The organism is Limnobacter thiooxidans (genome assembly GCF_036323495.1).
GTDB lineage: Bacteria > Pseudomonadota > Gammaproteobacteria > Burkholderiales > Burkholderiaceae_B > Limnobacter > Limnobacter thiooxidans.
On sequence record NZ_AP028947.1, the window covers coordinates 1,097,514 to 1,115,424 of the forward strand.

Annotated in this window: 18 protein-coding genes; 16 read left to right on the forward strand and 2 right to left on the reverse strand. The window is 54.1% G+C overall.

Translation table 11 applies throughout. The features are described 5' to 3' along the window. Nucleotides 1-61: 61 nt before the first annotated feature. The 15 genes from RGQ30_RS04995 to RGQ30_RS05065 all read left to right on the forward strand — a co-directional run bounded on the left by RGQ30_RS04995 (nucleotide 62) and on the right by RGQ30_RS05065 (nucleotide 15,823). Nucleotides 62-3,112: a parallel beta-helix domain-containing protein gene (locus RGQ30_RS04995; RefSeq protein ID WP_338284821.1), complete on the forward strand. Its 3,051-nt coding sequence runs from the start codon at nucleotides 62-64 to the stop codon at nucleotides 3,110-3,112. A 4-nt stretch (nucleotides 3,113-3,116) separates the two neighbouring features. Next, complete coding sequence (locus RGQ30_RS05000) at nucleotides 3,117-3,932, forward strand: mechanosensitive ion channel family protein (protein ID WP_130558801.1); 816 nt, start codon at nucleotides 3,117-3,119, stop codon at nucleotides 3,930-3,932. A 78-nt stretch (nucleotides 3,933-4,010) separates the two neighbouring features. After that, complete coding sequence (locus RGQ30_RS05005) at nucleotides 4,011-4,589, forward strand: DUF2796 domain-containing protein (RefSeq protein WP_130558800.1); 579 nt, start codon at nucleotides 4,011-4,013, stop codon at nucleotides 4,587-4,589. Then, the gene (locus RGQ30_RS05010) at nucleotides 4,586-5,281 is read left to right on the forward strand and encodes an ABC transporter ATP-binding protein (protein WP_130558799.1); all 696 of its coding nucleotides are present in this window, start codon (nucleotides 4,586-4,588) and stop codon (nucleotides 5,279-5,281) included. The genes RGQ30_RS05005 and RGQ30_RS05010 overlap by 4 nt, the downstream gene beginning before the upstream one ends. Beyond that, nucleotides 5,278-6,576, forward strand: coding sequence for an ABC transporter permease (locus tag RGQ30_RS05015; protein ID WP_338284822.1), 1,299 nt, complete (start codon nucleotides 5,278-5,280; stop codon nucleotides 6,574-6,576). Before RGQ30_RS05010 ends, RGQ30_RS05015 begins: the two co-directional genes overlap by 4 nt. Nucleotides 6,577-6,600: 24 nt before the next feature. Continuing rightward, nucleotides 6,601-7,287 carry a DUF3299 domain-containing protein gene (locus RGQ30_RS05020; RefSeq protein WP_130558798.1) on the forward strand — a complete coding sequence of 229 codons (687 nt, stop codon included), beginning with the start codon at nucleotides 6,601-6,603 and terminating at the stop codon, nucleotides 7,285-7,287. A 208-nt stretch (nucleotides 7,288-7,495) separates the two neighbouring features. Continuing rightward, entirely contained in the window at nucleotides 7,496-8,482 is a 987-nt protein-coding gene (locus RGQ30_RS05025; protein ID WP_130558797.1) for an alpha/beta fold hydrolase, read from the forward strand. A gap of 25 nt (nucleotides 8,483-8,507) precedes the next feature. Next, on the forward strand, nucleotides 8,508-8,801 hold the full coding sequence (locus RGQ30_RS05030) for a hypothetical protein (RefSeq protein WP_130558796.1): 294 nt from the start codon (nucleotides 8,508-8,510) through the stop codon (nucleotides 8,799-8,801). 200 nt (nucleotides 8,802-9,001) lie between these two features. After that, the gene (locus tag RGQ30_RS05035) at nucleotides 9,002-9,190 is read left to right on the forward strand and encodes a hypothetical protein (protein ID WP_130558795.1); all 189 of its coding nucleotides are present in this window, start codon (nucleotides 9,002-9,004) and stop codon (nucleotides 9,188-9,190) included. Next, a complete protein-coding gene (locus RGQ30_RS05040) occupies nucleotides 9,174-10,373 on the forward strand; it encodes a methyl-accepting chemotaxis protein (protein ID WP_130558794.1) in 1,200 nt (399 codons plus the stop codon). Before RGQ30_RS05035 ends, RGQ30_RS05040 begins: the two co-directional genes overlap by 17 nt. Nucleotides 10,374-10,395: 22 nt before the next feature. Beyond that, nucleotides 10,396-10,761 (forward strand): response regulator, encoded by a 366-nt coding sequence (locus tag RGQ30_RS05045; protein WP_130558793.1) that lies wholly within the window; start codon nucleotides 10,396-10,398, stop codon nucleotides 10,759-10,761. 23 nt (nucleotides 10,762-10,784) lie between these two features. Continuing rightward, a complete protein-coding gene (locus tag RGQ30_RS05050) occupies nucleotides 10,785-11,099 on the forward strand; it encodes an STAS domain-containing protein (protein WP_130558792.1) in 315 nt (104 codons plus the stop codon). 3 nt (nucleotides 11,100-11,102) lie between these two features. After that, nucleotides 11,103-13,355 (forward strand): chemotaxis protein CheA, encoded by a 2,253-nt coding sequence (locus RGQ30_RS05055; protein ID WP_130558791.1) that lies wholly within the window; start codon nucleotides 11,103-11,105, stop codon nucleotides 13,353-13,355. A gap of 19 nt (nucleotides 13,356-13,374) precedes the next feature. Continuing rightward, nucleotides 13,375-15,285 (forward strand): methyl-accepting chemotaxis protein, encoded by a 1,911-nt coding sequence (locus tag RGQ30_RS05060; RefSeq protein WP_130558790.1) that lies wholly within the window; start codon nucleotides 13,375-13,377, stop codon nucleotides 15,283-15,285. 13 nt (nucleotides 15,286-15,298) lie between these two features. Then, nucleotides 15,299-15,823, forward strand: coding sequence for a chemotaxis protein CheW (locus tag RGQ30_RS05065; protein WP_130558789.1), 525 nt, complete (start codon nucleotides 15,299-15,301; stop codon nucleotides 15,821-15,823). 147 nt (nucleotides 15,824-15,970) lie between these two features. Here the strand turns inward: RGQ30_RS05065 and RGQ30_RS05070 are convergent, their stop codons facing one another. After that, complete coding sequence (locus RGQ30_RS05070; protein WP_130558788.1) at nucleotides 15,971-16,156, reverse strand: hypothetical protein; 186 nt, start codon at nucleotides 16,154-16,156, stop codon at nucleotides 15,971-15,973. 409 nt (nucleotides 16,157-16,565) lie between these two features. Here RGQ30_RS05070 and RGQ30_RS05075 point away from each other — a divergent pair, with 409 nt between their 5' ends. After that, complete coding sequence (locus RGQ30_RS05075) at nucleotides 16,566-17,597, forward strand: GGDEF domain-containing protein (RefSeq protein ID WP_130558787.1); 1,032 nt, start codon at nucleotides 16,566-16,568, stop codon at nucleotides 17,595-17,597. Here RGQ30_RS05075 and RGQ30_RS05080 read toward each other — a convergent pair. Beyond that, on the reverse strand, nucleotides 17,594-17,857 hold the full coding sequence (locus tag RGQ30_RS05080; RefSeq protein WP_130558786.1) for a hypothetical protein: 264 nt from the start codon (nucleotides 17,855-17,857) through the stop codon (nucleotides 17,594-17,596). The genes RGQ30_RS05075 and RGQ30_RS05080 overlap by 4 nt on opposite strands. Nucleotides 17,858-17,911: the final 54 nt, after the last annotated feature.

Consider the following 17,911-nt stretch of genomic DNA (forward strand, 5'->3'; position numbering starts at 1 on the left):
TGGTAACAGTCATGGGCAAGCAGTTTTTTCTCATATGCATATAACAAGAACGAGGTTTGGCGTGGCTTACACCAAATGTGCACTGCAGGCAGTATGGGTTTCAATATTCACCCTGGCGTTGGGGGGATGTCTTTCTTCAAGCGACGATCCAACCGTTGCATCGGGTGGCGGGGGCACCATCATCAACCCAGCGGAATCGACGGGCAGGGTGTTCCTGATCCAGCCTGGAGCAAACGCGACCGAAGAAATGGTCAAGGCCATGGTGCAGCTCAAGCCCAAAGACATTCTTCGATTCGATTGCGGCTTTTTTGACCTGAAAACCGGTATCCAGATCACGACCACGGAAGACGTGATTATTGAAGGCTGCGGCATGGATGAAACCTTCCTTTCATTCCGGGACAGCACCTCGCAGGAAGGGTTCCTTGCCTCCAACGTGCGCGGTGTCACGGTGCGCAACCTGACCATTGGTGATTCACCCGGTGATGCGTTCAAGATGAAAGGCGTGAACCACGGCACCTTGAAAAAAGTGCGTGCCATCTGGAGTAGCGGTCGAAAACTGCCCGAAGAACGTGCAATTACAGCGGCCAATTTCCGGAAGGAAATCAAGGTGGCTTGTACGGACCCTGCACGACACAACCCCGCCAACCCCAATCCGCTTGAAACCGACAAGACTTCGCCCGATTACACGGTGAGCACTGCCTCAGGCCGTTATGGCATTTACCCTGTTGAATCGCGAAACATTCTGGTTGAAGAGACTGAAAGTATTGGTGCATCGGATGCGGGCATTTATGTTGGCCAAACCAATATCGCGAAAATCCGCAAAAGCCGCGCGGCATTCAACGTGTTCGGGTTTGAAATTGAAAACGTGGTGGATGGCGAGTATTCGGAGAACCTGGCCGAATGCAATTCAGGCGGCTTTCTGGTTTACGACCTGGATAACCTGACTCAGTATGGTTCGCGTTCCCGGGTTTACAACAACATCGCCCGAAACAACAACACCTACAACTTCGCCGTGCCCGGCTCGATTGTGGCCAACGTGCCGCGTGGCTCTGGCCTGATAACATTGGCTTACGACAAGATCGACATTTACGACAACGTGTTCGAGAACAATGGCACAGCCGGCATTATCCTGACCAGCTACGATTTGCTTGGTGAAAACGGCGACCGCCGCATGGATGTGTATTCCGAGGCGGTGAACATTTTCAACAACACCTTCACCAACAACGGCAATGATTTGCCGCAACCCGATTTCGCCAGCATCATCGCCACACAGGGTGCACAGATCAGCAGTGCATTTCCCTTGGTGGTGGGTTTGAAAAATGCACTGGGTGGTCAGGGTTACCGCGGGGCCCACATTGTGTGGGACGGTTACACCGATGTGTTGAACAACAGTTGTGACTTGCCCAAAGACCGCAGTGGCAAACCCGTTGCAGTAGACGCGGATGGCAAGCCAATACAGGGTAACCAGAACCCCAACCCAAGCTGCCGCTACAACAAATACAAGTTCAAGCCCAATGGTGAACGCAAGGTGCCAGCGTGGTGGTTCAGTTGCATCAACCCAAGCAACAAGTTTGGTTCGGACAGTCTGGCTTTCTCGAATTTTCACGGCACGCGCGGACTGGATGCGGTGATCAAGCTGAACACCAGCGACCCCACGGCCAATCTGTCGCTGGAATATATTCAATCCATCGCAACCGGAATTCCCTTGTTGCCCAGCGAGTTTGACATCAGCAAACACGATTGCATGGCGCGCTTTGGTGCTGACCTGCCACGCTTGCCCGATTTTGAATTTGAGCCTTTCGAGCCCAGTGGGCAGTTTGCACCTGAACCCGCAGCCGAGGCGGTGAAAGCCCTTTGTGAAGTGCCACTGAAAGCTGGCGTGGTGAACGAAGCAGCATTCGCCGTAAACTGCCCAGACCTGGCCCAGTACAACCTGTTTGCTGACGACCAGAATCCGACCAGCAAACCGAACGGGCAGGGCATGCCTTACGTGTTGAACAGCAAACTGTTCAGCGATTACTCAGTCAAGCACAGGGTCATGTTCATACCTGAAGGAAAGCAGGCCCGTTTCCTTGAGGACGAGCAAAGTCGCGTGAATTCCACCATTGATTTTCCGGTGGGTACCATCATTGCCAAAACATTCTCTTTTGTGGACCAACCGCGTGCGCGTGAAACAGCGTATGAAACACGCCTGCTCATCAAGCGCCAACGCAAGGACGGCCAGAATTACTGGGAGGCGCTGGAATACATTTGGCAAGATGCTGGCGGTGGTAAACGCAAGGCGGTGCTGACGCAGTTCGGTGGCAGTGCGGCTGCAAGCTGGGACTATGTGGACGTGGATTCTGGCAAACGGCAAATGGGAAGTACCAATGCCTACATGTTCCCCAATGCCAGCCAGTGCGCCATTTGCCACAGCAACAACGATGTGGACCCAGGTTCTGCACCGATTGGCCCCAAGCCGCGCAACCTTAACAGGGCATATTTGAATGAATCGCCTTTGTTCACCGGGCAATCGCAGCACCCGGTCAATGGCAAGAACCAGTTGAAGTACATGTGTGATAACGGTCTGATGAACGGTTGCCCCAGCACCTTTAACCTGGACCAGCGGCAGGTGGCCACCAACGTCAAGCACATACCTAAGTTCAACAACCCGGGCGATTCAGGCTTGCCTGCAAATTCAAAAGGCGACATTGAAGCGCGGGCGCGTGCCTACCTAGAAGTGAATTGCGCGCATTGCCACAACGTGAACGGCCAGGCCTCTAACACCGGGTTTTATGTGGATGTGTTCCGCCCAGTAGACAGTACCTATGGCATTTGCAAGAAGCCCACAGCCAGCGGTTCGGAAGGTCGTGGTACCCGCACTTACGACATTCACCCCGCCATGTCCGGCGATTCGATTGTGCCTTACCGCATGGGGCCGGAAGCAGTGGAACTGGCTGCAAAAATGCCTCCGCTGGCCCGCAGTGTGGTCCACACGGAAGCTGTGAGCCTGATCAACCAGTGGATCGACCAGGTGATTGATTCCAGCTACGAGAACGCCAGTGCCTGTCAGACCGGCAATACCTCGGGCGGGGGCCTGCCCTTGATTGGAGGGCTTCCCCTGTTACCATAGGGGCATGGAATTATTCAAAGATCCCACCACTTTGTTTCTGTTCAAACTGGCCATCACCTTTGGTTTGATGGCCAGTGGCTTCTTCGTGAACCGGGCCCTTTCCTGGTCTCTGCGCAAGCTCCACCCCTATCACCCTGAAAAGGCGCGTTCCCAACTGGTGTTCCTGAAAAACCTGGTTCGGATGGCCGTATTCTTCCTGTTGATCTCCGTGTGGGCCTCGCAGATTTCCGGGGCGTTTCTCAGCGTGGTGGCCATTGCAGGCGCCATGATCATCACCGGCAAGGAAGTGGTGCTCAGCCTGTTGGGTTATGTGAACATTTCATTGTCCAAGCCTTTTCGAATTGGCGACTACATCGAAATTGGCACGCAGAATGGCCGGGTCATCGACATTGATCTGCTCAGCACCAAGCTTTTTGAAATTGGCATGTCGGGCAAATACACTGGGCGACGCCTGGCTGTGCCCAATGCCATGGTGTTGACTCAAACCATCAAACACCTGTCGATGTTGGGCCAATTCAGCCTGTACACCATTGAAATCATCTTGCCGTTCAAGGTCGATACCGTAAAGGCGGAAGAGGTAGCGTTACAGGTGGCCAACACCGTGTCTGCAAGCTGGCTGGAAGAAGCCGACAAGTTTTTTGACCAGATTGAGGTGTCCGAATTCGTGGATTTGCCTGGTGCCAAACCCGAGGTGTTTTGGCAGGCCTACAATGAGCTGGCGCACAAAATGATTGTTCGCCTGGCTTGCCCACTTGAAAAGCGCGGCGATGCCGAACAGGCCATCTACAAAGGCTTCTGGTGCGAATTCGGCCCGGTGTGAATTGCGCTGAAAACCGGGAACCTCCGTACAGAATGACAGGTCTACTTTCCACCCAATTGAAACACTGAAAGGACATTCATGACAGATTTCGCAGTTCGCCCCTTGTTGGGTAATCTTTGTTTGTTGGCCGCGGCAATGACGTTCAGCGCGACTGCAAGTGCGGGCGCGGACCACAACACCGCCGCCCATGTACACGGCGTGGGTGACATGGAAATTGTGCAAGATGGCAATGGCTTGTTCATCAGCCTGATGACGCCCTTACACAATGTATTGGGTTTTGAGCACACGCCGAAGACCGATGCAGAAAAAGTGAAAGCGCGCCGGGTGGTTTCACTGCTTAAGGCCAATGGGCTGTTTGCATTTACGCCCACGGCCCAGTGCAAGCGCAGCGGATACAAACTGTATTCCGAGGTGCTGAATCCCCATTCTCACGGCCCCTCGGATGACCACCAGCACCACGATGCGGATCACGGGCATTCTGATCTGCGTGCTACCTACGAATTTGAATGCGAATTCCCAGACAAGCTCAAGCTGATCGAAGTGCGCGCATTTCGCCAGTTCCCTGGTTTTGAGAAAATTGAAGTGCAGGCACTTTTCCCCAGCGGACAAGTGGGCGCAACCCTGACACCTGCCAAAAACCGCCTGGAAATCAAATGACACAAGCCGTGCTTCAGTGCCAAAACCTGGCATTCAAGTACGCCAGCAGCGGCTTTGAATTGCAGGTGCCTGAATTCTCGATGCAGGCTGGGGAAACCGTGTTTCTCGAAGGTGACAGCGGCAGTGGCAAAAGTACGCTTCTGAACCTGATGGCGGGGGTGCTGTTGCCACAGACCGGCCATGTCAGTTTGATGGGCCAAAAGCTGAACGACTTGTCGGCCAGCCGCTGTGACGCCTTGCGGGTGGACCATGTGGGCTTTCTGTTTCAACAATTCAATTTGCTGGCGTATCTCAGTGTGCTCGACAATGTGGCCTTGCCCTGCAAATTTTCCAAACGCCGCAGGCAACAGGCTGTGCAGCAGTGCGGCAGTGTGGTGCAGGCCGCAGTGAATTTGCTGGATGCACTGGGCATGTCCGATTTTGCAAGGCAGCCGGTTGGCACCCTGTCGGTGGGGCAGCAACAGCGCGTTGCCGCAGCCCGAGCGCTGATTGGCAAGCCTGACCTGGTGATCGCGGATGAACCCACCTCGGCGCTGGATGCAAGGCACCAGGCCCGGTTTGTTCAGCTGTTGCTCAAGCAGGCTGCGCAGCAGAACACCGCTGTGATTCTGGTCAGTCACGATCCGCGGCTCGCCGAGCATTGTCAGCGCCGCGAGCAGATGTCCAGGTGGCAAGCTGGGGGATACGCATGATCCAAACCCTTCTTTTGCTGGCCAGCCGAAGTGCCTGGAGCAGAAAAGCCAGTTTGTTGCTCTTGTTGCTCAGCGTGATCACGTCCACTTGCCTGTTGCTGGGCATTGACCTGGCCCGGCAAAGTGCCAAGGCCAGCTTTTCCAATGCGGTGGCTGGCACTGACCTCATTGTTGGGGCGCAAACCAGCCCGGTGTCGTTGTTGCTGTACAGCGTGTTTCGAATTGGGCAAGCCACACAGAATGTGCCGTATTCCGAATTTGAACGCCTGGAACAAGATCCCCGTGTGAAACATGCCTTGCCAATTGCCTTGGGCGATTCCTATCGCGGCTTTGCCGTGGTGGGTACCAAATCAGCCTATTTTGAACAGTTTCTATACGGAGCCCGACAAAACCTTCAGTTTGCGGAAGGTCAGTCCTTTGAGGATTACCAGATCGGCAAGCCAGCGGGCGTGCTCTTTCAGGCTGTGCTGGGGGCTGAAGTTGCAAAGCGCCTGAAACACCAGTTGGGCGACCGCATTGCCTTAAGCCATGGTATGCAAATTCAGCAAACCGGCCCAAGCCATGCCGACAAACCTTTCACCGTGGTCGGTATTTTGAAGCCAACCGGCACACCGGTTGACCAAAGTGTGCACATTAGCCTGGCCGGTATGGAGGCCATTCATGTGGATTGGGCAGCCGGTGTTCCAGTACCTGGTGCCGACATTCCTGCTGAATATGTGACCAAATTCAATTTGCAGCCCAAATCGGTTACCGCGGTGTTGTTGGCCTTGAACAACCGGGCCGGTGTGTTCCGGATACAGCGGGAGCTTGAGAACAGACCCGATGCGGCCTTGAGCGCTATTCTGCCCGGCGTTGCCCTGAGCAGCCTGTGGCAAACCGTGGGCCTGGTTGAACAGGTATTGTTGTTCGTGGCCGCGCTGGTTGCCTTGGTCAGTGCCTTGGGCTTGGTCAGCGTAATGCTGGTTGCCTTGGGCCAACGCCGGCGTGAAATGGCGGTGTTGCGTTCAGTGGGTGCAGGGCCAAGAACCGTATTCACATTGCTGTGTCTCGAAAGTGCTTTGGTGATGCTGCTGGGGGTTTCATTGGGAATTCTGTTGCTTGCTGTAGCCGGTTCAGCGTTTGCGCCCTGGGTTCAGGCACAATTTGGGCTGCAGTTGGTGCCCTTGTTCGAGTTGAAAGCAGGTCTCGCAGCTGTAGCTGCATTTGCCGGGTTTGGTAGCCTGCTGGGCGTGGTGCCTGCGGTACAGGCCTATCGTAGTCAGCTACAAGATGGGTTAAACCCCAGGTTGAATTGAAAAACTGATCAGGATTTGTAGTCGATGAATATTAAAAAACTGGCTGTGCTTGGCTTGGTTGTTGCCACACTGACTGCACTGGGTTATGGGTTGGCATCCTGGTTCATGGGAAAGCCTGAACAAGTAAAGCAAGGCACCACCGAGCTTGAGAAAACCCTTGCGCAACTGACCGCTGAAGCCTCTGCAAATGGTGAAGACTATGCCGTGGGTGATCGTTTGCCAGCAGGTGAACCCAAAAAGGCAGCCGAGTTTGATCCGGCATTTCCTGAACTTCAATGGGATGATTTGATGCCCGCAGACTGGGATCCCATGGCGGCCTTCCGCGGCATGAACATTGCCGAACTTCAAGACAATGACCCCAAAGCGCAAGAAGCCTTGGACACCATGCGCAAGGCCTGGAATGACGCACCGGTCAACCCCAAGCTTGTCGGCAAGAAGGTCAGAATTCCCGGTTTTGCCATCCCGGTGGAACAGAGCGACAAGGGCGTGGACGAGTTGCTGCTGGTCCCGTATTTCGGTGCCTGTATTCATACCCCGCCGCCCCCGGCCAACCAGATCATTCACGTGAAGTTGAGTGAACCGCAACCGGCGGTGGGTGCTATGCAGGCCTACTGGATTTGGGGTGAAATCTCTGCTCAAAAATTTAGCAGTGAATTGGGTGACGCTGCTTATCTGATTACTGCAAGCGGTATTCAACCCTACGAAGACTAAGCTCATCTTCTCTCCAAAGCCGCGCGGGCTCAGCCTTTGCGGCTTTATTAGTAAAAACCCCTCTATTTTTATCGTTGACTTGGTGTGATGCTGCTCCTACCTTTACATCAGTCAATGTTACATTCAATAAAACAAACAAACGTTTGGTAAAAAGTTTGAGAAGAGAATAGTGCGCAAAGCACCTGGTTTTCACTGGAGGAGTTGGTACATGGGCAATATGACAGCAGGCAAGGAATTCGCAGCAATGCATCACCTGGAGCTTGCGTTTCTTGATGATGTAGCCCCAACTTATCTGCGCCTGGCCAGGCCACCGCATGGTTTGAAAATTCGCCAGTGGAAAAACCGAAGCGCCGTGCCCTTGATCAATAAGTTGCACGCAGGCCTGTCAGGTTTGAAGCGCAAACAGGCCACTGTTCTGGATCACAAACTGGTGTGGCTGGAGGGCGGAAGCCCCTTGGGGTCGCCAGTGGTGTTGTTGCACGGCTTTGCCTCCAACAAGGAAAACTGGTTGTCGCTGGTGCCATTTTTGCTGAAGCAGCACCGCCTGTTTGTGCTGGACTTGCCCGGTTGGGGCGAAAGCCAGTTCAACGCCAATGTGCCATATGGTCTGGATGATCAGGTTGCCCGCGTGGCCGCATGGATTGAACAACATGCTCCAGGACCGGTCCACTTGGTGGGCAATTCGGTTGGTGGCTTGGTGTCGGCCCTGCTGGCCGGCCGCCATGGCAATCTGGTCAAAACACTGTGCCTGATGAACCCGGCGGGCGGGAAAGGCGAAAACCACACCCGTTTTGAGGCTGGTTTGCGCGAAGGCCGAAACCCCATGATTGTGGAAAGCCTGGCCGGTGCGCACACCCTGATGAGCCTGGCCGTGCACAACCGCGCCATCGCCTTGGCACTTGCGCCGGTGATGGCTCAAGACCTGATCAGCCGCCGTCATGTGAATCGCCACCTGTTTCACCAAATGTTTGTGAACGCACCCAACCCCGACGGCCCCGGTATGTCTGCCACCCAGGCGCCCACCCTGATCATGTGGGGCAAAAAGGACCGTCTCGTACATTACACCGGTGCTTATACCTACCAGGCCATTATTCCTCATGCAGATGTGATACTTTTTGACGAAGTCGGGCACCTGCCCATGGTTGAAATTCCGATCCGCACAGCCAAAGCCTTGCAGGAGTTTTGGTCCGCTTGATCGCACAACAAGGGGAATTTGAAGCATGAATATTCGTCAAGCCTGTTTTGCAGGCGCTTTTACATGTTTGCTGGCCGCGTGCGGGCAAAACCTGAATGGGGTGTACAAAGACGAACTGGGTTTGCAAAAATACGAGTTCCAGGGCAATGGCACCGTGTATGTGTCGACCATGGGTGTAACCCGTGAGGCCGCTTACACCGTTGAAGACAAGAAAGTCAAAATCACCAAGGATGGTGACACCCTGATTTACGACCTCAATGACGATGGCACCATCAAGGGCCCATTGGGAATGACGTTAAAGCCTGAACCTGCCAAGTAAACCCGGCTTATTGTGTTCCATTCTGAAACCCGCTCCAGCAGCGGGTTTTTTTACGTTCCCTCGAAAGCATTAATTCGATATTGGTGCCTTTTTCCGCTTCTTTTCCCCCAATTGGGGGCAAGCCAATCGGAGCACACTGGTTACAAGCGTGAAATGTTGATTTCATCGCATGTAACAAAAGTGCTTCGTTGGAGATATCAATGCAAAGCCTCCCAATTCAGCTTCTACAGGTACTGCACCAGTGGGCAGCAATAGCCTACCTGGCCGTTCGCAGTGCCTGTTGCCATGGCTGGTTTGAGGCATTTGAGCATTCTTGCGCAGAGCCGGAAGAGCCTGTGTGCCCGGTCAAACAATTGATAGGAATGTCTGTTCATGAAAAAACACAATAAAAAACCATCGCAGAAACTGGGGTGGGTGCCAATCGCATTCGGACTTGGCGCAATTGCCTTGTTGCTGGGTGCCGCCCTGTTGACAGGCAGTGTGTGGCCGATGTTGATGGGCTTGGGTGCTATTGCACTGGCTGCAGGCGGCATAACGCTCATACAGCAGCCGAAAACCGCAGCCTTGAATGACGATATTCGCGCATTGAATGCAGAAGTGGCGGAACTGAAAAAATCAGGCGATGCCGATGCTGAATTGCAGCGCATGGCCAGTACTTGGGTGCCAACCTTGAACAGCCAGCTGGGCACGGCCAATTCGCAAATGGAAATGGGCATCGTGAACTTGGCTGAGGCTTTTTCTGAAATTCACAGCAAATTGAATGACACCGTGTCGGTGGCCACTGACGCGGCCAGTGTGCTTGGCAACACCTCAAGTGGTGGGAATGGTCTGGCTGACCATGTTGCCGACAGCTTGAATGGAATATTGAACAGTATTCGCCATTCATTCGACGAGAAGACCACCATCATGCAAGAGGTCAAAGGGTTTATTTCTTCCACCGAGGAGCTTGCCAAAATGGCCGCTTCGGTTGAAACACTGGCAGCACGCACCAACTTGCTTGCCTTGAATGCCGCCATTGAAGCGGCCCGCGCCGGTGAAGAGGGTCGAGGCTTCTCGATTGTGGCTGATGAAGTTCGAAAACTGTCCATGTTGTCGGCGGAAACCGGTGTGAAGATTCGCCAGCGTGTGCAGTTGATTGCGACCGCAGCAAAACGCGCGGGCGATGGTGCTGCACGCATGGAGGCTTCGGACGAAAAAGTGTTGATCCAGGCCAGTGAAACCTTGCATGGCGTGGTTTCCCAGTTTGAACAAGTGACTGGGCCTTTGCACCTGGCCAGTGAAAAAATCATTGCCAACACCAACCAGGTTTCATCCAGCCTGAACAACGCTGTGGTGCATTTTCAGTTTCAGGACCGCGTGTCCCAGATATTGGGGCATGTGCAGGACAGCTTGAACCAGATGAAAGGCCAGTTGGGCAGCGGCGTGGAGTCATTGAATGTGGCTGCGCTGATGCACGAGCTGGAACGCAAATACACCATGGCCGAGGAGCGTACCAACCATGGCAGCCCGGGCAAGGCAGGCAAGGCGGGGCCCCAGTCTGCCGATGCTCCCGACGAATTGACTTTTTTCTGAAAACTTGAGAACGAGTAACACTATGAGCAAAACCGTACTGATCGTGGATGACTCCACTTCTCTGCGCCAAGTGGTGTCAATGACCCTGAAAAGCCAGGGCTTTGATGTGGTGGAGGGGTGTGATGGCAAAGACGCCTTGACCAAGCTGGATGGCCGAAAAATCAACCTGATTGTCAGCGACCTGAACATGCCCAACATGGACGGCCTAACCTTCGTGCGCGAAGTCAAAAAGCTGGCGGCTTACAAATTCGTACCCATAATCATGCTGACCACCGAATCGGATGAAAAGCTGAAGTCCGAGGGACAGGCTGCTGGCCTGAAGGCCTGGATGGTCAAGCCGTTCAAGCCAGAGCAGATGATAGCAGCGGTCAACAAACTGGTGGCCTGAACAGCCCATAAGGAACGAATCAGATGGACAGCGCAATTGAATTCCAGCAGGAAGAACACCTGCACACACGGCTCAACCTTCAGACTTTGACAATCGCCGATTGTGCAGCTTTGGCCGATGATATTCGCCAATCGCTTGGCAAGGGGCATGACGTTGTGCTGGACCTGAGCGATTGCCAGGAAGTGGACACCACAGGCATACAACTGCTGGTGACGATTCAAAACGATCCTGCCGTGAATCTGCATGTGCATTGGACCAAACCGTCAGAAGTGGTGGCCATGAAGGCCGCCCGGCTGGGTGTCCAGTCCTGGATCAACGCTGGCTTTCTGGAGAATTAAGGCATGGCATTTGAACTGGATCTTGAGGCCTCGCGCGGCATATTTTTCACCGAAGCGCGGCAATTGCTCGCAGAGGTGGAAAGTCATGTGTTGCAGCTGGAGCAAAACCCCAATGACACCGAGGTGCTGAATGCAGCGTTTCGCGCAGCGCACACCATCAAGGGCAGTGCGGGCGTATTCGGGCTCATGGTAATTACCCACTTTGTGCACGACCTGGAAACCGTCCTGGACCGAGTGCGCAATGCAGAAATTTCGTTTGACGCCAACATGAGCACCCTGGTGCTGGAGTGTCGCGACCACATTTCTGAACTGGTGGATTGCATTGAAGCCGGTGGTGATGCGGAACACGTCAGCCCTGACATGGCCACCTCGCAAGCAGGGCTGACTGCCCGTCTGAAAGCCTACCTGTTGCAGGAAGATGCACCGCCGCCGGCTGCACCCGCAACGCCAGTACTTGTGGATACGGAACCTGTAGCCAAATCAAGCCAAACCTGGCATGTGTCCGTGCGACTGGGCCGCAGCACCTTGTGTGACGGATTTGACCCGGCCCCCATTTTTTCCTACATGGACAGCTACGGCGATGTGCAGGCCGTAATCCCAGTGCTGGACGCCTTGCCTGGTTTTGCCAATCTGGACCCGGAAGCTTGCTACCTTGGCTTCGAGTTGCGATTCGAGACTGACAAAGGACTGGCCGGGGTTGAAGATGCCTTTGAGTTTTTGACCGAAGAAAGCAAGGTGCGCATATTGCCGCACAGCTGCACGCCTGAACAATGGGATGCCTTGGTGAATGCGTTGCCTGAGGGCCCAACGCGCGCAGTGGATTTGCTGCATCAAGCCGGCTTTGTGCGCCCTGCAGAACTACAGCACGATGTTGCGGTGCCAGTTGAAGGTGAGCAGATGGCCCTGGCAACCGTTGCAAATGCGGTCTCATTGCCTGCACTGCCTGCTGGCAATTCTTCCGGCAACGCATCGAACAACCTGGCAAAAACCAAATCAGCTGGCAAAGCCACTCCGGTCAGCTCATTCATTCGAGTGCCTTCGGACAAACTGGATGCGCTCATCAACCTGGTGGGCGAACTGGTGATTGCCAACGCGGGCACTGTGGAGCAGGCCAAACACCTGAACCACACTGCGATGCTGGAATCCACCAGTGCCGTGGCTGGTTTGATTGAAGAAATTCGCGACGGCGCACTGGGTTTGCGCATGGTGCAAATCGGTGAGACCTTCCAGCGCTTTCAGCGCGTGGTGCGCGACACGGCCATGGGCCTGGGCAAACAGATTCAGCTTGAAATTTCAGGTGAAGACACCGAACTGGACAAGTCGGTGGTCGAGAAAATTGGCGACCCCTTGATGCACCTGGTACGCAATGCGCTGGATCACGGGCTTGAAACCCCTGAAGAACGCAGTGCCGCAGGCAAGTCTGCAACAGGCAAGCTTCAGTTGAATGCCTACCACGACAGCGGGCATATCGTGATTGAAGTTCAAGACGATGGCCGTGGCCTGGCGCGCGAGAAGATTCTCAAGAAAGCCATTGAGAAGGGCATTGTTTCGCCTGAGCAAATTCTCACCGACGCCGAAGTCAACATGCTGATTTTTGCCCCCGGATTTTCGACCGCCGACAAAGTGACCGACATTTCCGGTCGTGGTGTGGGCATGGACGTGGTCAAGCGAAACATCGAGGCGCTGCGCGGCTCTGTGCAAGTGCGTTCACGCGTGGGGCAGGGTTGCACATTCGAGATTCGACTGCCACTGACCTTGGCCATTATTGATGGTTTCTTGATCGGCGTGGGTGGCTCGGTTTACGTCATTCCGCTTTCTTATGTGCGGGAATGCCTGGAGCTTTCAGCCGATGCCTTGGGCACCGACGACCGTATGGATATTCATTACGACTTGCGCGGCGAATTTTTGCCCTGTGTGCGTTTGCGCAAGGTGTTCCACCCCAGGGCATCAAGACCGAAGCGCGAGAACATCATTGTGGTCAGCTTCGGTGGAATGAAGGCGGGCATTGTGGCCGACCAGTTGCATGGCGAATCGCAAACCGTAATCAAGCCACTGGGCAACCTGTTTGAGCAGAACAAGGCCATTAGTGGCGCAACCATCATGGGCAACGGAGATGTGGCACTAATTCTCGATGTACCCAAGTTGATTAATGAAGTGAGCAGTATTTCTACAAAAACGGCGGAGCTGGAAACCAGCCGGCATGCCATTGAACAACCGGCAGTTCTGAGCCATGGCCTTGAACAGGCCAACGCGTAAATAGATTAAGGATAAAAAAATGGGCGCATTTGATTTTTTCAACAAGAAACAGATTACTGAACAAACTGAAGCCCTTGAGGCGATGCAACGCAAATTGAGCGAATGCGAGTTTGTACTGACCGCAGTGAGCAAGGCGCAAGCCATGATCGAGTTCAAGATGGACGGTACCATCATTACAGCCAATGACAACTTCCTGCGCACCATGGGGTATACGCTTGACGAGATCAAGGGCAAGCACCACAGCATGTTCGCCGACACTGGAGTGAGTGGTTCGATCGAATACCGCCAGTTCTGGGACAAGCTGAACCGGGGCGAATACGATGCGGGTCAATACAGGCGCATTGGCAAAGGCGGTAAAGAGGTCTGGATTGAAGCCAGCTACAACCCGATCATGGATGCTACTGGCAAGCCTTACAAAGTAGTGAAGTTTGCCACTGATATTACCCAGGCCACATTCAGCGCAATCTTCAACAGGCGTGCACTGGGCGGCCTGGAGAATGTTGAAGTGAACGTGATGTTGGCTGATGCCAATTTCAATATTGTGTACGGCAATGCATCGCTGACTGACATGTTGCGCCGGGCTGAAAGCGATATTCGCAAAGATTTGCCCCATTTCAATGCAAGCAAAATCGTGGGTACCAACATTGATGTGTTCCACAAGAATCCGTCGCACCAGCGAGGCATGCTGGCCAACCTGAAAGGCACGCACAAAACCGAGCTTAAAGTGGGTTCCTGCACTTTTGACCTCACGGTGAATCCGATTGACGACGACCATGGGGCTCGTCTGGGCTATGTGGTGGAATGGCGTGATCGAACTGCCGAAGTGGCCATGGAGGCCGAAATTTCAAGTGTGGTGGCTCGCGCAGCAGAAGGTGATTTCAGTGAACGTATTCGTGAAGACAACAAGCGCGGATTCTTCAAAACCCTTGCACAAAACGTGAACGGTTTGTTGACCACCACGTCGGTGGGTCTGGAAGATGTGGGTCGCGTTTTGAAATTGCTCGCCAATGGCAACATGACCCAGAAAATTACAGCCAACTACAAGGGGTTGTTTGGTGAAGTCAAAGACGATGTGAACGCCACTATCGACCGTTTGAGTGACGTGATTGAGGATGTTCGCGGCAACGCCGATTCACTGACCAATGCTGCACGCGAAATTTCAAAAACGTCGCAAAGTTTGTCGCAAGGTGCAAGTAGCCAGGCAGCGGGTGTGGAAGAAGTGTCCGCTAGCATTGAGCAGATGGCAGGCTCCATCAAGCAGAACAGCGAGAACAGCCGAGTGACCGACCAGATTGCGACCAAGGCTGCGGAAGAGGCCAAGGAAGGCGGCCGCGCCGTGATTGAAACCGTGAACGCGATGAAAGCGATTGCCGGAAAAATCAGCATCGTGGACGACATTGCTTATCAAACCAACCTGTTGGCCTTGAATGCAGCCATTGAGGCTGCCCGTGCCGGTGAGCACGGCAAAGGCTTCGCCGTGGTGGCTGCCGAAGTTCGCAAACTGGCGGAGCGCAGCCAGGTGGCCGCGCAGGAAATTGGTGATTTGGCCAGCAGCAGTGTGAAGCAGGCGGAGCGCGCAGGCAGTTTGCTGCAAGAGATGGTTCCTGCAATCAACCGCACTTCTGACTTGGTGCAGGAAATTACCGCTGCATCGAACGAGCAGACCAATGGCGTTGCACAAATCAACCAGGCCATGATGAGCCTGAACCAGCAAACCCAGCAGAATGCAGCAGCCTCGGAAGAGTTGGCGGCAACGGCCGAGGAAATGAGTGGACAGGCCAGCATGCTGAACAATGCCATGAGCTTCTTTGACACCGGAAGCAGCCGACCCCGAGCCAAGGCCCGCCCGGCAGAACGCAGACCCTCGACCGGCAAGTCTGGCGCATCACACCACGCAGCAGACGCTTTTGACAGCTTTGATGAATTTTAAGGAAACAGTCGACATGAGCAACATCAATGAACAACTGGCCAAGGCCATGGAGAGTGACAGCGCCAGCCACCAGTATTTGACCTTCCAGGTACATGGTCAGAAGCTGGCTGTGGAAATTCTTCGAATCAAGGAAATCATTGAATTCGGTAGAATCACGGTCGTTCCCATGATGCAGCAATGCATCAGTGGCGTGATCAATCTTCGTGGTTCTGTGGTGCCGGTGGTGGATCTGAGCGCGCGGTTTGGCCAAGGCAAAACGGAAGTAAACCGCCGAACCTGTATCGTGATTCTTGAATCACAAATGGCCGAAGAAACCCAGGTGGTTGGCTTCATGGTGGATGCCGTGAACGCCGTGGTTGATATTGGTGCTGACTCGATTTCTCCGCCACCACAGTTTGGCGCTGGAGTGCGAACCGACTTCCTGCGGGGAATTGGCAAGGTCGATGAAGAGTTTGTGTTGGTGCTGAATGTGGAGCGTCTGCTCGACTTCGACATTCCTTCTGACCTTGAGGAAGTGGCCGCAGCGGCTGTGGCGTAAATACGCCTAGACCTTGCAGCCTGGCTAAGTTAGTTGAGCAGAAGTAGTGAAGCCCGGCTACCCCGAGCACCTGCATTGCCAGAAAACCTGTATTCCCTTTTGATTGAACCCATTGCTCACTGAATTCGGCAAAAAAGAAAGCCGAATTCAGTGTTGCCCCTTGGGCACACGCGCTGGAATCAATCCAAAGGGCAGGTTTCCTTGAAGGCAATGCAGGTGCTCGGGGTAGCCGGGCTTCACTACTTCTGCGGCGTCTGCGGCGTCTGCGGCGTCTGTAGCGTCTGTAGCGTCTGTAGCGTCTGTAGCGTCTGTAGCGTCTGTCGGCGTGCTCACGTCAGCCGGTGGCGTTGAAAGCCTACAGGTTCAATTGTCACGGCCTGCGATTCAAGGAAATCTGCCAGCAGCAAGTGATGCGGCCTGTTCACCGAAGGTGAAAAGTCGAGCTCGCCTTTTTTGGCGAGTCGACTTTAGTGCAAGCATCACGAAGCATGCTGGAAACACAGATTTCCAAGCAGGCTGTCCAATTGACCTGGAGGCTTACAACGCAACGCCATGGCTTCCCCAGTAATCAGCGCTGGCCTCCACCTAGCCGGACCCAGCATTTGACCTTCCTCTCACTTGCAGCTAGCGTACGTCCAAACAAGCTGTGAAAAGCCGTTCAACACCCACCTCGGGGATAGCCCCTTGTCCGTGCTTCATGAGAAACCAGATCTGTCCAACATCATTCTGGGGCGAATAAAGGATGTATTCATTTAAACAGGTTCTAGACTTGGCCGACAGCACCGCCCGTGCTCAGCAGCGCATGGTGTTTTCAGGGCTTTCTTTTCTGATCGTCCTGTTTCTTGCGCCTGGGGGTGCAATATCAGGCGATCCCGTCATGTTGTCCTGGATGGTGCTGTTGACTGTGCATTTTTCGGCGGCGATGTTGCAGGCCTGGCTGATTTCCCGACAGGAAGTTCACTGGGAAAAAATCGAGCTTCCCAGTTATTTGCTGGACCTCCCCTTGATTGGCATGGGCCTCGCTGTGGCTGGAGAATACCTCGCCGTGTTTTCGCCTTTGCTGGCGGTGGTGGCCCTTGTTCGTGGCATCCGTTACGGGCCTTGCATGTTGGCCAGTCACACCGCTGTGGCCGTGGTTATCGTTCTGTTGTTGAGTTGGTTTGTGCCATTCTGGGGTGGGTACGACATTCTTGTCATGGCCAATCTCTTTCTGCTGCTTATCCTGCCTGTTCAGTTTTATGGTGTCAGTGTCAAGATTCAAGCCAGTTCAAAATTGCTGCGGCAGGAAAACCTGACCGACCCCCTGACCCGCAGCTTGAATCGCAAAGCACTGGAAGCGGCAGTGTGGCGTGTGCTCAACACGCGAGAACCGTTTGTCATTTCCTTTCTTGATCTGGACAATTTCAAGATGGTAAATGACACCATGGGGCATGCCACTGGTGACAAGCTCTTGCGCCGCCTGTGCGCAAAGCTGTCTCTGAGGCTGCGCGTGGAAGACAAGGTGTATCGAGTTTCCGGTGACGAGTTTGTGGTGCTCAGTGTGGGCGCGGTGCGTCAGGAGCTGGCGGAAAGTCTGGGGCAGCGTATACAGGCTGCAATTGCAGAAGTGGTTCAGTACACCTGTCCCGAGTTGCCTGTCTCGGCCAGTGTCGGTGTGATCGTCGTGAACACTTTTGAAGACGTCAGTCTCGAGCAACTGCTGCTTGCAGCCGACCGTCTGATGTATCAAGCCAAGAAGGCTGGAAAAAACCGGGTCATTGTGGAGCAGGCTTAACCACCAGCCGGGTACTGTTGTTGATGGCTTTTGGTCTCGCTGCTCAGGCAGAGTGATTCAAGGTGATGCTGAGGCGACGCGGGGGTTTGAAGTTCAGGCGCGTCGTGTGTGTAGTTGCATTCTGCAATTTCACCGTAGTGGGAATCCTTTTGTGACAGGGCTTTGCCAAACTGAACCGACACGAATACCGCCATGAAAGCTGCAACACCTAGCCACAGCGCGGTTTTGTTGCGGCGAAAAAAACCACCCGAATGAAGCATGAAAACCCATCAAATCTTGAAAATAACAACGTTGAATTGTTAATCAGTATTGAA